Origin of the sequence: Corynebacterium sp. CMW7794, assembly GCF_001563605.1 — a bacterium.
GTDB lineage: Bacteria > Actinomycetota > Actinomycetes > Mycobacteriales > Mycobacteriaceae > Corynebacterium > Corynebacterium phoceense.
In genome coordinates this window covers 1-12347 of record NZ_KQ961774.1, presented here as the reverse complement: position 1 = coordinate 12347, position 12347 = coordinate 1, and the positions used below count along the sequence as shown (strand labels likewise).

General features: G+C 64.0%; 11 protein-coding genes and 1 tRNA gene. 7 read left to right on the top strand and 5 right to left on the bottom strand.

Annotated features, from left to right (window positions below):
• Positions 1-89 precede the first annotated feature (89 nt).
• Together crtI and HMPREF3227_RS11095 are read right to left on the bottom strand one after the other, a co-directional pair.
• Positions 90-1634 (bottom strand): phytoene desaturase family protein, encoded by a 1545-nt coding sequence (gene crtI / locus HMPREF3227_RS11100; protein ID WP_066513082.1) that lies wholly within the window; start codon positions 1632-1634, stop codon positions 90-92.
• On the bottom strand, positions 1627-2493 hold the full coding sequence (locus HMPREF3227_RS11095) for a phytoene/squalene synthase family protein (protein WP_066513080.1): 867 nt from the start codon (positions 2491-2493) through the stop codon (positions 1627-1629). Before HMPREF3227_RS11095 ends, crtI begins: the two co-directional genes overlap by 8 nt.
• A 123-nt stretch (positions 2494-2616) precedes the next feature.
• Here HMPREF3227_RS11095 and HMPREF3227_RS11090 point away from each other — a divergent pair, with 123 nt between their 5' ends.
• From HMPREF3227_RS11090 to HMPREF3227_RS11080, 3 genes are all read left to right on the top strand, one after another.
• Positions 2617-3345, top strand: coding sequence for an ABC transporter ATP-binding protein (locus HMPREF3227_RS11090; RefSeq protein WP_066513078.1), 729 nt, complete (start codon positions 2617-2619; stop codon positions 3343-3345).
• A 7-nt stretch (positions 3346-3352) separates the two neighbouring features.
• On the top strand, positions 3353-5938 hold the full coding sequence (locus HMPREF3227_RS11085; RefSeq protein WP_066513077.1) for an ABC transporter permease: 2586 nt from the start codon (positions 3353-3355) through the stop codon (positions 5936-5938).
• 161 nt (positions 5939-6099) lie between these two features.
• Positions 6100-6723, top strand: a complete 624-nt coding sequence (locus HMPREF3227_RS11080) for a DUF4230 domain-containing protein (protein WP_066491446.1) — start codon at positions 6100-6102, stop codon at positions 6721-6723.
• Here HMPREF3227_RS11080 and HMPREF3227_RS11075 read toward each other — a convergent pair whose 3' ends face one another.
• From HMPREF3227_RS11075 to HMPREF3227_RS11065, 3 genes are read right to left on the bottom strand one after another with little or no spacing between them, the layout of a single operon-like run.
• Positions 6724-7107 carry a fluoride efflux transporter FluC gene (locus tag HMPREF3227_RS11075; protein WP_066491449.1) on the bottom strand — a complete coding sequence of 128 codons (384 nt, stop codon included), beginning with the start codon at positions 7105-7107 and terminating at the stop codon, positions 6724-6726.
• Positions 7104-7406 carry a fluoride efflux transporter family protein gene (locus HMPREF3227_RS11070; RefSeq protein WP_066491451.1) on the bottom strand — a complete coding sequence of 101 codons (303 nt, stop codon included), beginning with the start codon at positions 7404-7406 and terminating at the stop codon, positions 7104-7106. The genes HMPREF3227_RS11075 and HMPREF3227_RS11070 overlap by 4 nt, the downstream gene beginning before the upstream one ends.
• A 13-nt stretch (positions 7407-7419) precedes the next feature.
• A complete protein-coding gene (locus tag HMPREF3227_RS11065) occupies positions 7420-8844 on the bottom strand; it encodes an alanine/glycine:cation symporter family protein (RefSeq protein ID WP_066513076.1) in 1425 nt (474 codons plus the stop codon).
• A 153-nt stretch (positions 8845-8997) separates the two neighbouring features.
• On the opposite strand from HMPREF3227_RS11065, the gene pgm reads away from it, so the two are divergent.
• The 4 genes from pgm (at position 8998) to HMPREF3227_RS11045 (ending at position 12173) form a co-directional block, all read left to right on the top strand.
• Positions 8998-10617, top strand: a complete 1620-nt coding sequence (gene pgm, locus HMPREF3227_RS11060; protein ID WP_066513074.1) for a phosphoglucomutase (alpha-D-glucose-1,6-bisphosphate-dependent) — start codon at positions 8998-9000, stop codon at positions 10615-10617.
• 16 nt (positions 10618-10633) lie between these two features.
• On the top strand, positions 10634-11098 hold the full coding sequence (locus HMPREF3227_RS11055) for a DoxX family protein (protein ID WP_082723291.1): 465 nt from the start codon (positions 10634-10636) through the stop codon (positions 11096-11098).
• A gap of 120 nt (positions 11099-11218) precedes the next feature.
• Positions 11219-11986, top strand: coding sequence for a DsbA family protein (locus HMPREF3227_RS11050; RefSeq protein WP_066513070.1), 768 nt, complete (start codon positions 11219-11221; stop codon positions 11984-11986).
• Positions 11987-12100: 114 nt separating this feature from the next.
• Positions 12101-12173: transfer RNA gene (locus tag HMPREF3227_RS11045), tRNA-Ala, on the top strand.
• The last annotated feature ends 174 nt before the right edge of the window (positions 12174-12347 follow it).

Here is a 12347-nt window from a genome sequence, read left to right as displayed (position 1 = left end):
GACGACTCATTCACACTTCAACGCACGTAGCGGGCGTGACCATTAGGCGGCGCAGACATACTGCTGCCGTGGGGTGTCTCGCAGCGTGTCTATCGACGGAAGAACTCAGGGGAGAGCGGGGTCGCGGTGGTGTCGCCGTGCATGCGCTTGAGGACGTTCTCGGCGGAGATGAGGCACATCGGCACGCCCACGCCGGGGACGGTGGTCGCACCGGCGTAATAGAGATTCTCGAGCTTCGAGGACACGTTTTTCCCGCGGAAGAAGGCGGACTGGGGCAGGGTGTGGGCGGGGCCTATGGCGCCGCCGTGCCACGCGTTGTAGCGTTCCGTGAAGTCGGCGGGGCCGAGCGTGTGGCGGGAGACGACGCGGTCCGCGAGGTCAGGGATTTGCGCCCAGCTCGCTATCTGTTCGATGGCGGCGTCCGCAATGGCGTCGACGCGGGTGCTGGCCTGGGGGAGGTAGGCATCGCCGTGGCCGAGGGCGGCATCGGCAGGCACGGGCACGAGAACGAAGAGGTTCTCGTGTCCGGCGGGAGCGACGGTGTCGTCCGAGGCGGAGGGCTTGGAGACGTAAATGGAGTGGGATGCGTCGAGGGGACGCGTGGGTTCCGGACCGTGGTAGACCGCGCGGAAGTCGGGGTCCCAGTCCTCGCTGAACAGCAGCGTGTGATGTGCGAGTTCAGGTAAAGAACCGCGCACGCCGAGGAGGATGAGCACGGTGCCGAGTCCGGGGTCGCGGCGCGCAAAGTACGAGGAAGTGTAGGTACGCAATGCGGGTGGCAGGAGCGCGGTCTCGGTGTGGTGGAGGTCCGCGGCGGAGACGACGGCATCGGCGGCAATGTGGCGGCCGGCGAGCATTACGCCGGTGGCGCGGCGGCCCGAGTGCGTAATCTCGGTGACGGGCTCGCCAAGGAGAAACTCGGCGCCCGAGGCGGCGTCCGCGATGGCTTGCACGAGGCCGTTGAAGCCACCCACCGGGTACTTGGGCCCTTGGACCAAGTCGGTGTGGCTCATGAGCGCGTAGAGCGCCGGCGCGGCGGCAGGCTCGGAGGAGAGGAAGACAGCGGGGTAGGTGAGAATTTGGAGTAAGCGCGGGTCGCGGAAAGAACCCGCGGCGTGGCGCGCGAGGGACTGGGAGAGCAGGCGCGCGAGGACTCCAAGTCGCGAAAGGACGTCGGGGACGAGCAGCGTGCGCGGGTCAGAAAACGTCGTGTAGAGGAAGTGAGCCAGCGCAATATCGTAGATTTCAGAAGCCTGGGCGAGGTAGGCACGAATGCGGTCGCCGGCACCGGGCTCGATGGACTCGAAGAGGCCTGCGACATGGTCTATTCCGGGGTGGACGTCGAGGGCTTCGGAGGAAGAGAGGACGCGGTAGGCGGGATGGATGTCGCGCAGCTGCGGGCGGGGCGCGCCACAGAGGTCGAAGAAGTGGTCATAGGCCTCGGGCATGAGGTACCACGACGGGCCGGTGTCCCAGCGGAAGCCGTCTGTCTCAAAGGAACCGGCGCGGCCGCCCACGGTCTCGTTCTGGTCGATGACGGTGACGCGCTTGCCGTCGCGTACGAGAAGGGCAGCGGTGGCAAGGCCGGCTACACCGGCGCCAATAACGATGACGTGGTCAGCGTGGTCAGACACGAAGGCTCCTTAAAGAACGAACGAGGAGGGCTGCCTTGCGCGGGGCGGAGACGCGCACCCGGGTCCTGGCGATGGCGTCTGCGGGCGTGTCGGCGAGCTTGTCGGTGAGCTGGGAAAAGAAGTCGGTCGCGGCAGTAACGCCCAGGCGTGCGGAGGCGGGAAGCTCTGGGATGACGGCGCGGGCGGCAGTAAGGTCCGCACGGATATCGGCGATGATGTCGTCTTTCGCAGCGTCGTTGAGGGGGCGGTCCGCAAGCATGGGGAAATAGGTGCGGCCGAGGGTGGTCGTGTCTGCGGCGAGATCGCGCAGGAAGTTGACCTTCTGGAAAGCGGCACCGAGACGGCGGGCGCCGTCCTCGAGGGCCGGGCGGCGGCTGGGGGCGGCGGGGTGGTCGGCGAGGAAGCAGTCGAGGCAGAGAAGACCGATGACCTCGGCGGAGCCATAGATGTAGGAGTCAAAGTCCGCGGGGGTGTAGCTGGTCTGCGTGAGATCGCGGCGCATGGAGGCGAAGAAGGCGCGGATATGCGCGGGGTCGAAGTCGCAGTGGCGGGCGGTGGCGGCGTAGGCGTGGAGGACGGGGTCCGTGTGGAAGCGCTGGCTGGGGGCGGCGAGGACGGCGGCCTCGTAGGCGTCGAGGGCGGCGGCGAGCTCGGTGGGAGAAAGGCCGGCTTGGGAGCCGGCGGCATCGACAAGCTCATCGGCAATGCGGACCACGGCGTAGAGATTGCGGATATCGGTGCGCACGCGGCCACGCAGGAGGTGCGCGGCGAGGGAGAAACTCGTGGAGTAGGAGGCGATGACCTGCGCGGAGGCGCGTGCGGCGGCCGCGTCATAGGCGGCGAGCGGTGAGCGAGGCACGGGCCGTAGTTCTCCTTAAAAGCACACGAATTTAGGGTGGATCTTATTGTAGCGGCGAGGCCTGCGGTGGGAATCAGTAGAGTAGTACGAGCACTAGAACCTAAAACTAGAGGAGTATCCCGCATGACCGAAGCAGCAGCCCGTGCTGTGGAGCTTTTCAAGCAGTACGGCGACGGTGAGACTGCCGTGACGGCGCTTAACCACGTCAACGTCGAGTTTGCGCGCAACCAGTTCACCGCGATCATGGGGCCGTCTGGCTCCGGCAAGTCGACGCTCATGCACACCATGGCGGGCTTGGACGCAGCGACGAGCGGCTCGGCGTTTATTGGTGAGACGGATATGTCCCACTTGAACGACAAGCAGATTACGGCGCTGCGCCGCGACCGTCTGGGCTTTATCTTTCAGTCTTTCAACCTCGTGCCCACGCTCACGGCGGCGGAGAACATCACGCTGCCCACGGATATCGCGGGCAAGGACATCGACAAGGCCTGGTTTGATGAGGTGACCACGCGCCTGGGTTTGGCGGAGCGCCTCACGCACCGCCCGGCGGAGCTCTCCGGTGGACAGCAGCAGCGCGTCGCGTGTGCGCGTGCTCTCGTCTCGCGTCCGGAGATCATCTTTGGCGATGAGCCGACGGGCAACCTGGACTCGAACTCCTCGGCGGAGGTGCTCTCCATCCTGCGCCACGCGGTGGACGAGGATAACCAGACCGTCGTCATCGTTACGCACGACGCGAAGGCGGCGAGCTACGCGGATCGCGTCATCTTCTTGGCGGACGGCCGGTTGGTCAACGAAATCCAGAATCCGACCATGGAAGCCATCCACGCCGTGATGGCGGAAATCGAGGGTTAGATTCTCTATGGCTAGAAAAAACACCATGCGCACGGTCTCGTTGCGCAACATCCTGGCGCATAAGCTGCGCCTGGCTCTCACCCTGCTCGCGGTCGTGCTCGGCACGGCGTTTATCGCGGGTTCGTTCATGTTCACCAATACGCTCTCGGATACGTTCGATGAGGCGGTGTCGTCGACGTACGACGATGTGGACGCGGCGGTCAACGGCGAGGGCTTCGACGGGAAGACGATCGAGACGCTGGAGAAGGATTCGCACATAGAGCGCGTCAATCTCAAGTCGAATCAGACGGTCGTCGTAGCGAACTCGGATGCCGTCGCCTTCCAGACGGGCGGTGGGACGTCCTCGCTCGTGCCGTATTACCCGGCCGAAAAGGTCGTGGGCCAGGCATACGAGGTGACCGAGGGCGCCGAGCCGCAGGGCAAGGGCGAGGCCGTTGTCACTAGCGATGCCGCAGAGAAGTATGGCATTGCGGTCGGCGACGAGCTGCTCGTCGTGCACCCGGATCACCGCGACGAAGTGAAGGTCGCGGGTCTCGTCACGCCGGAAGGCAAGGGAGGCGCCACGGGTTCGTCGCTCACGCTCATGATGGCCGCGGACGCGTTCACGGAGGTCTACGGCAACGCGTCGACGCTCGCCGTGGCCGCAGCCGAGGGCACGACTGCGGACCAGCTTGTCGAGCACATTAACGTCGAATATGGCGAGGGCGGCCCACAGGACCTGGGTATGAGTGCAGAGTCAGGTGCGAAGCTCGCGGAAGAAGCCACGGAGACGATGGCTTCTGCCCTGAAGTTCATCAACTACTTTCTCATCGCGTTCGGTCTCATCGCGTTGCTCGTGGGTACGTTTATCATCGCGAATACGTTCTCGATGATCGTCGCACAGCGCACGAAGGAGTTCGCGCTGCTGCGCGCGCTGGGCGCCTCGCGCGGTCAGGTCACGCGCTCTGTCATCTTTGAATCCGTCATCGTGGGCCTTATCGGCTCCGCGGTGGGTGTCGTCGCGGGCATGGGGCTCGTGGCGATTATCAAGGCCGTGATGAATGCGCAGGGCATGGTGATGGGCTCCTCGCTGGGTCTGTCCGCGAGCGCGATTATCGTGCCTATCATCCTGGGCACCATCGTCACGGTCGTCTCTGCGTGGGCGCCGGCGCAGCGTGCGGGCGCGGTGCAGCCGGTGGAGGCCATGCGTTCCTCCGAGGCGTCCACGAGCCAGCCGCTCACCGTGCGCACCTGGATCGGCGTGCCGCTCATCCTCATCGGCGTCGCGCTGGCCGCGTGGGGCATGGCATCGGATGCTGGAACGGGCGTGCGTGCGAGCCTCATCGGCGGCGCCGCGCTCGCGATCATCGTGGGCTTCTTCCTTGCTTCGCCGGCGATCTCGCTGTTTATCGTCCCTCCGCTGGGCCGCGTTGTGGGCGCGCCGTGTGGCGCTGTGGGCCGTCTTGCGGCGACGAACTCGAAGCGTAACCCGCGTCGCACGGCGGCCACGGCGTTCGCGCTCATGCTCGGCGTCGCGCTCGTCACGGCGATTGGCATGCTCGGCGCGACGATGAAGTCCTCGGTCTCGGACACAGTTGAAAATAACATTACGGCGGACTACCTGCTCTCCGGGCCGCAGTCTGGAAACTTCCCCACGCCGACGGAGACAGGCCAGCGTGCTGCCGATACCCCCGGTGTCGAGGAGGTCATTTCGCTCTCCGTCGCACCGGTCACCGTTGATGGCCAGGCCTCGCTTAACTACGGCCCGCAGTACACGCAGTCGATGATGCTCGACGGCAAGCCCGCGGACATGATCAAATTTGAGATGGCCGAGGGTACGGCGGACTTCGAGGGCGATGGCTTCATCGCGTCCACGGACTTCGCGCAGAAGAACGGTTGGAAGGTCGGCGAGTCGTACCCGCTCGCGGAGGCAGACCCGGCGGCTGCAGTGGCGGGCAAGCCGGCCAAGGAAATCGGACAGGTCGAGCTCAAGGGCACCTTCGATAAGAGCCAGATCGTGCAGAATATGGTCGTCGTCTCCGAGGCGGTGCCGGCAGAGGCTCGCACCGTCAACGTCGTGGGCGTGCGCGGCGAGGATCAGTCGCCGGAAGCCCTGGAGACGTTACGCAGCGACCTTGAGGAGTCTGTCAAGGACCTGGTCGTCGTGCAGGTCATGTCCGGTGAGGATTACGCGGGCCAGGCGGCGACGATGATCGACCAGATGCTCTCCATCCTGTACGGACTGTTGGCGCTTGCGGTCATCATCGCCATCCTGGGCATCGTCAACACGCTCACGCTGGGAGTTATCGAGCGCCGCCAAGAGATTGGCATGCTGCGCGCTGTGGGATCGCAGCGCGGCCAGATTCGCACGATGATCATCCTCGAAGCTGTCCAGATCGCGTTCTACGGTGCGCTGAGCGGTGTGGTCATCGGTCTGGGCCTCGGCTGGGCCTTCCTCAAGGTGCTCGCCAGCCAGGGGCTTGACGCGATGACCATTCCGTGGGGCATGATTGCGCTCATGCTCGTGGGCTCCGGCCTTGTGGGCGTTCTCGCCGCGCTGTGGCCGGCGGCCCGTGCGGCGAAGACGCCGCCGCTCGACGCCATCGCAGAATAGAGCAGCATAGAAGGCCCGCAGAAGCAGCGCCGCAGGAAACGTTCCGGGTAGCAACCGCGCCGAGGGTCTTTTCAACCTCATACAGCGGTGTAAAATGAAGCGCCCTGTCCCCAGTCGAGGGGTAGGGCGCTTTCTCTATTCCCTGAAACGAAGGCTTTCTTATGTCAACGTATTCTCCGGTGCGCCGTCGCGCCTGGGCCGCCGTCATCATCCTTGCCCTCGCCGTGGCAGGACTCGTGGCGTTTATCGTCATGGACCGCGCAGGGCGCGCCCAGGTGACGGGCGAGACGCTCAAGTCCTCCTTTGAAGAGGTCGCGGAGTTCGCGGTCGAGGATTACAGCTACAGCTCGATTGGCACGTACGACGGAGAGAAGATGCACGTCCTCGGCGTCGATGTGCCGTGGACGGAAAAGTCTTTCATCGTGACGTACCGCGGCGAGGTGAAGGCGGGCATCAAGGACATGGAGGCAGTGGAATTCGACCTCGATGAGGACAAGCAGACCGTGACGGTCACGGCGCCGAAGGTGGAGGTACTCTCTTCGACTATTGATCAGAGCAGCGTCGAGCAGTACGACCAGTCCATCAATCCGTTCAACCAGGTGCAGGTGCGCGACGTCTCCGAGTTCATGAAGGGCCGCGAAGACGACGGACAGAAAGAGGCCGTTAAGGCTGGCCTGCTCGACCGTGCGGAGAAGCGTGCCGAGGATCTGCTCGTCTCGCAGGTCAAGGCCACGCTGGGCGCGGCCGGCGCGGGTGACTACGAAGTCACCGTCGACTGGAAGTAATTACCAGCCTTGCACAATGCGCGTGGCCCAGATGGTGCCGCGCCAGGCGGTCACGAGTCCCACGGCGAGCGTGAAGAACGCGTAGGTGAGGAGCTTCCGGTACTGCTTGGATGCGAGCATGTCGCCGAGCTCACGTGCGAGCGTCGACCAGGTTGAGAGGCCTCCGGCGAAGCCGACGGCGAGGAAGGCATAGGCGGGGGAGGAGGCGGCATCGGCAAGCCAGGCGTGCTCGCGGAAGAAGCCGACGGTGAGCCCCAAGGCGAGGGCACCGAGCATATTGGCCACGAAGGTGCACACGGGGGAGGGGAGCACGCGGGTAAGGCCGTAGCGGCCCGCGCCGCCGAGGAAGCCGCCGGCGGCGACGGCGAGGATGCTGACAATCATGCGCGCGCCCTGCTTCCCAGCAGATAGGCGCCCACGCAGCCCACGAGCGTGGCCGTGACATACGCGGCGGCACGTGCCGGGCTCATCTCGCCGGTGAGGAACGCGAACGTCGCAAATGACGTGAATCCGCCCAGCACGCCCGTGCCCCAAAACGGTGCAGGCTTGAAGTAGCCCATGAGCGCCGAGCCCACGATGTTGATGGCGAGGAGGATGGCGGCGCCGGGGAGGAGGGCGGACAAGAGAAAACGGGCCACGGCGCCGAGGGCGGCGCCGGACCCGACGAGTGCTGCTTCACGCATGCAGCGGAGTCTACTACTTCCAGTCCATGTGCTGGGAGCGAACGAACTCCTGGACCTCCTCGACCGGTTTGGAGAGCTTCGGGTCGAACTTGAGGTAGGCGCGCGTCTCGCGAGCAACGAGACCCGAGAGGATGAGCAAGCCCACGAGGTTCGGCAGCGCCATGAGGCCGTTGGCCAAGTCGGAGAAGGACCAGACGACGTCAATCTCCGTGACGGCGCCGAAGAAGACGACGACGGTAAAGAACATGCGGTAGGGGATAGTCACGACACGGCCAAAGAGCGACTCGAGGGAGCGCTCGCCGTAGTAGGACCAACCCAGGATGGTGGAGAACGCGAAGAAGATGATCGAGATGGAGACGATCGTGCCACCCCACGTGCCCGGCAGTGCCGCGGCGAAGGCGTCAGCCGTCATGGTGCCCGCATGCTCGCGGCCCTGGTCCCACACGCCGGAGACGACGATGACGAGGCCGGTGATGGTGACGACGATGATGGTGTCGATGAAGGTCTGCGTCATGGAGACCAGGCCTTGGCGCGCCGGGTGCGGCGTCTTTGCGGCCGCCGCGGCGATGGCGGCAGAACCCATACCGGACTCGTTGGAGAAGATACCGCGGGCGACACCGAACTGGATGACCTGGATGATGGCAGCGCCGGTAAAGCCGCCCACGGCGGAGGTTCCGGTGAAGGCGTCAGTGAAGATGAGACCCAACGCGGCCGGGATCTGAGCTGCGTCAATGATGAGCACGGTGATGCCGCCCAGGATGTAGAGCAGGATCATCAGTGGAACGAAGGCGGAGGTGATCTTGCCGATGGCCTGGATGCCGCCGAGTAACACCGCGCCCAGAGCGACGAACATGAACACGCCCGTCGCGGTGGGGGAGATGCCGAAGGCGGACTCCATGTTGGTGGCCACGGCGTTGGCCTGGGTGAGGTTGCCAATGCCGAAGGAGGCGAAGACCGCGAAGATGGCGAAGAGGAAAGCCAGCACCTTGCCCAGCGTGCCGGGGATACCACGCTTCAAGTACCACTGCGGGCCACCGGCCTGCTCGCCCTTGGCGTCCGTGGTACGGAAACGCACGCCGAGGTACGCCTCCGTGTACTTGGAAGCCATGCCGACTAAGCCCGTGACCCAGATCCAGAACAGGGCGCCAGGGCCACCGATGGAGATGGCCGTGGCCACACCCACGATGTTGCCCACACCCACGGTCGCGGCGAGCGCCGTGGTGAGAGCCTGGTAGTTAGAAATGTCGCCTTCGGTCGAGTCTGAGTCGGAACTTCCGTCGATGAAGGCATGGCGCATCGCGCGGCCCAGGGTGCGGAACTGAATGCCGCCCAGTCGAATGGTGAGCCACAGGCCCGTACCCAGCAATAGTGGGATAAGGACGAAGGGGCCCCAGACGACGCCGCCGATGGTGTCGAAGAGAGTGTGCAGCGAATCCATGGCAAAGAAACTACCGGTGGACAGGTAGTCGCGTTGTCGTTTGGCGGCCTGACCCTTAAACGGGGGTAGATTTTACCTGCAATGTCCAGCGCGACGGGGGAAGATGGAGGAGACAACTTATTTCGTCTTTCCCATTACAAGGAGTCCTCACTCATGGCCCACGAGCGTGCCGGGCAGCCGGCTCAGCCTTCTGATCTTATTGACATCGCGTCTGTCGTCACCGCCTACTACTCGCTGCACCCCGATGTGACGGTCGCCGGCCAGGAAGTCGTGTTTGGCACCTCTGGCCACCGCGGCTCCTCGCTCGACCATGCCTTCAACGAGGACCACATCCTGGCGATTACCCAGGCCATCGTCGACTACCGCACGCAGGAGCGCGTTACTGGACCGCTGTTTATCGGCCGTGACACGCACGCGCTCTCCGAGCCGGCCATGGTCTCCGCGCTTGAGGTGCTGCTTGCCAACGGCGTCGAGGTCATGGTGGATTCCGCCGGCCGCTACACGCCTACCCCGGCCGTGAGCCACGCCATCCTTACCCATCCGGGCTCCGACGGTATTGTCATCACCCCGTCCCACAACCCGCCGCGCGATGGCGGATTCAAGTACAACCCGACCAACGGTGGCCCTGCCGGCGCCGAGGCTACCGATTGGATTGCGGGCCGCGCGAACGACTACCTGCGCGCCGAGCTCGAGGGCGTGCAGCGCACCTCGGTGTCCGGCGTCCTCGATGAGCGCGCTCACGCACATGACTTCCGTGCCGAGTACGTCGCCGATCTCAAGAATGTGGTCGACATGGAGGCCATTAAGAAGGCCGGCGTGCACATCGGCGCGGACCCCATGGGCGGTGCCTCCGTAGATTACTGGCAGGCCATCGCGGATGAGTACGGGATTAACCTCGAGGTCGTCAACCCCGAGGTGGACGGCACCTTCCGCTTCATGACGCTCGACACGGACGGCAAGATCCGCATGGACTGCTCCTCGCCCAACGCCATGGCCTCGCTCGTGGCGAACCGCGACAAGTACGACATTGCGACGGGTAATGACGCAGACTCGGACCGCCACGGCATCGTCACCCCGGACGCGGGACTGATGAACCCCAACCACTACCTCGCTGTCGCCATCGACTACCTGCTCCAGCACCGCCCGGGCTGGGATGAAAACGTCGGAATCGGCAAGACGCTCGTCTCCTCCTCCATGATCGACCGCGTGGTCGAATCCCACGGCCGCCGCCTCGTTGAGGTCCCCGTGGGCTTCAAGTGGTTCGTGGACGGCCTTATCTCTGGCGAGATTGGCTTTGGTGGCGAGGAGTCCGCTGGCGCGTCCTTCCTTCGCTTCGATGGTTCCGTGTGGTCCACGGATAAGGACGGCCTCATCCTCGACCTGCTGGCCGCTGAAGTCATCGCTGTGACCGGAAAGACGCCCTCCCAGCGCTACGCTGAATTGGCCGCCGAGTTTGGTGCGCCCGCCTACGCGCGTACCGATGCCCCTGCGAACCGCGAGCAGAAGGCCGTGCTCAAGTCCCTGAGCCCCGAGCAGGTCACGGCGAGCGAACTCGCCGGCGAGCCGATTACCGCCAAGCTCACGGAGGCCCCTGGCAACGGTGCCGCCATCGGTGGGCTCAAGGTTGTGACGGAGAACGCATGGTTTGCTGCGCGCCCGTCTGGTACTGAAGATAAGTACAAGATCTACGCGGAGTCCTTCCTTGGGGACAATCACCTCGCGCGGGTTCAAGAGGAGGCACAAGCTGTGGTTTCCCAAGTTTTAGGAGTTTAGGCGTAAAGTGAGCAGGGTGAAATCTAAGTTAAATAAGACGCTGGTGTTAGACATCATCAGCTTCGTGGCCCGCTTCTATATGGCGTTCGTGTGGATCACGGCTGGACTCCATAAGATCAACGCCTACATGGACACGAGCCAGTCGATCACCGCCTACAAGATTTTCACCCCGGAGTTTTCGGGCTATCTTGCGACCATCATCGGCCCTCTGGAGATTGCCGGCGGCGTTCTGTTGCTGCTGGGCATCTTCCTCAAGCAGTCGTCGAAGGTCGCAACCGTCGTGCTCATCCTCTTCATCATTGGCATGGGGCAGGCGTGGGCGCGCGGTCTCAATATCGAGTGCGGATGCTTCGGCGTGCAGCCCAGCTCCACTCCCACGGCGGCGCACTTCGCGACCTCCATTGCCCGTGACTTCATCTTTATATTCCTCACGGTGTGGACGATCTACCGCCCGTTTAAGAAGTGGGCTATCCACGCATAATCTCTCATCTGGCCACGTGCTGTGCGTTACACAACCTGCACAAACGTGGCCATTCATAGTACCCTGACAGGCGTTTGCAACGACCTCGTCGTCATCAGACCCAACTAAAAAGGAAAATTCGTGAGTACCAAAGTCACTGACCCGAACGCCAAGGGCTCCTCGGGCTTTATCTGGGCCATCGTTGCCCTGCTCGTTATCGTTGCCGCCGTCATCGGCTACATCGTGTGGAACGGCCAGGGCGCCAAGACGGCCGGCCTGGCCGAGCGCGAGCAGCAGGACGTGAACATGACCGTCGAGTACGCCGACGGCGCCATCACCCTGTCCTCGGAGAAGGCCACAAAGGACACCCCGACGGTCGAGCTCTACGAGGACTTCGCGTGCCCGCACTGCGCTGATCTGGCTGTCGCCACCGATGGCGACATGAAGACCGCCATCGAGGATGGCTCCCTCAACGTGGCTATCCGTCCGCTCAACTTCCTCGACGTCTCGGGCTCCCTCGACGAGGCCACCCTCGCCGGTGCTACCGGCCACTCCACCAAGGGCGTCGCCGCGACCATCGAGCTCGCCAAGTCCGGCAACGCTGCCGCCTACTGGAACCTGCGTAACACGCTCATGGTCGACCAGCAGGTCGTGTACAACAAGTGGGAGATGAAGGACTTCGCCGACGCCGCCAAGCAGTTCGGCGCGGATGATGCCACTGTTGACGCCATCAAGGACGCCGACCTCAAGGCTGACGGTGGCGACATCGCCGCGGCCAACGCCATGAAGCTGAAGGAGGAGACCGGTCAGGTCTCGTCCCCGCGCATCATCCACGACGGCAAGGACCTCATTGGCGACAACGAGGACATCACCACCTGGGTCGAAAAGGCCAAGGATCTCAAGGCTTAAGACCGCGCAGGCGGTGCCCGCGTGCAGGCGATTTGGAAGCCTGCGGGCACCGCGTGTACATTAATGCGAGTTGCAACTAGTGGAGATTTCTCCGGTAGTTCGCACCTCGTATGAGGGGCTATGGCGCAGCTGGTAGCGCACCACACTGGCAGTGTGGGGGTCACGGGTTCGAATCCCGTTAGCTCCACGTCACATGAAAGCCGCCACGCACTCGCGTGGCGGCTTTTGTACTCTTAAAGGTATGAGCAACCGCGACGACGTCTTTATCAAGCGCGCCCAGGTGCCCGCCCAGGCTGGCTATGAGGCCGCGGGATTGGTCTGGCTTGCCGGGTTAAGGGACAAAATGAGTGTCTAGGCCGGC

What these genes read in the sequence shown, in the direction of transcription:
- HMPREF3227_RS11090 (WP_066513078.1), top strand. Translation starts at nt 2,617, where the DNA reads ATGACCGAAGCAGCAGCCCGTGCTGTGGAGCTTTTCAAGCAGTACGGC.
- HMPREF3227_RS11085 (WP_066513077.1), top strand. Translation starts at nt 3,353, where the DNA reads ATGGCTAGAAAAAACACCATGCGCACGGTCTCGTTGCGCAACATCCTG.
- HMPREF3227_RS11080 (WP_066491446.1), top strand. Translation starts at nt 6,100, where the DNA reads ATGTCAACGTATTCTCCGGTGCGCCGTCGCGCCTGGGCCGCCGTCATC.
- HMPREF3227_RS11075 (WP_066491449.1), bottom strand. Translation starts at nt 7,107, where the DNA reads ATGATTGTCAGCATCCTCGCCGTCGCCGCCGGCGGCTTCCTCGGCGGC.
- HMPREF3227_RS11070 (WP_066491451.1), bottom strand. Translation starts at nt 7,406, where the DNA reads ATGCGTGAAGCAGCACTCGTCGGGTCCGGCGCCGCCCTCGGCGCCGTG.
- HMPREF3227_RS11065 (WP_066513076.1), bottom strand. Translation starts at nt 8,844, where the DNA reads ATGGATTCGCTGCACACTCTCTTCGACACCATCGGCGGCGTCGTCTGG.
- pgm (WP_066513074.1), top strand. Translation starts at nt 8,998, where the DNA reads ATGGCCCACGAGCGTGCCGGGCAGCCGGCTCAGCCTTCTGATCTTATT.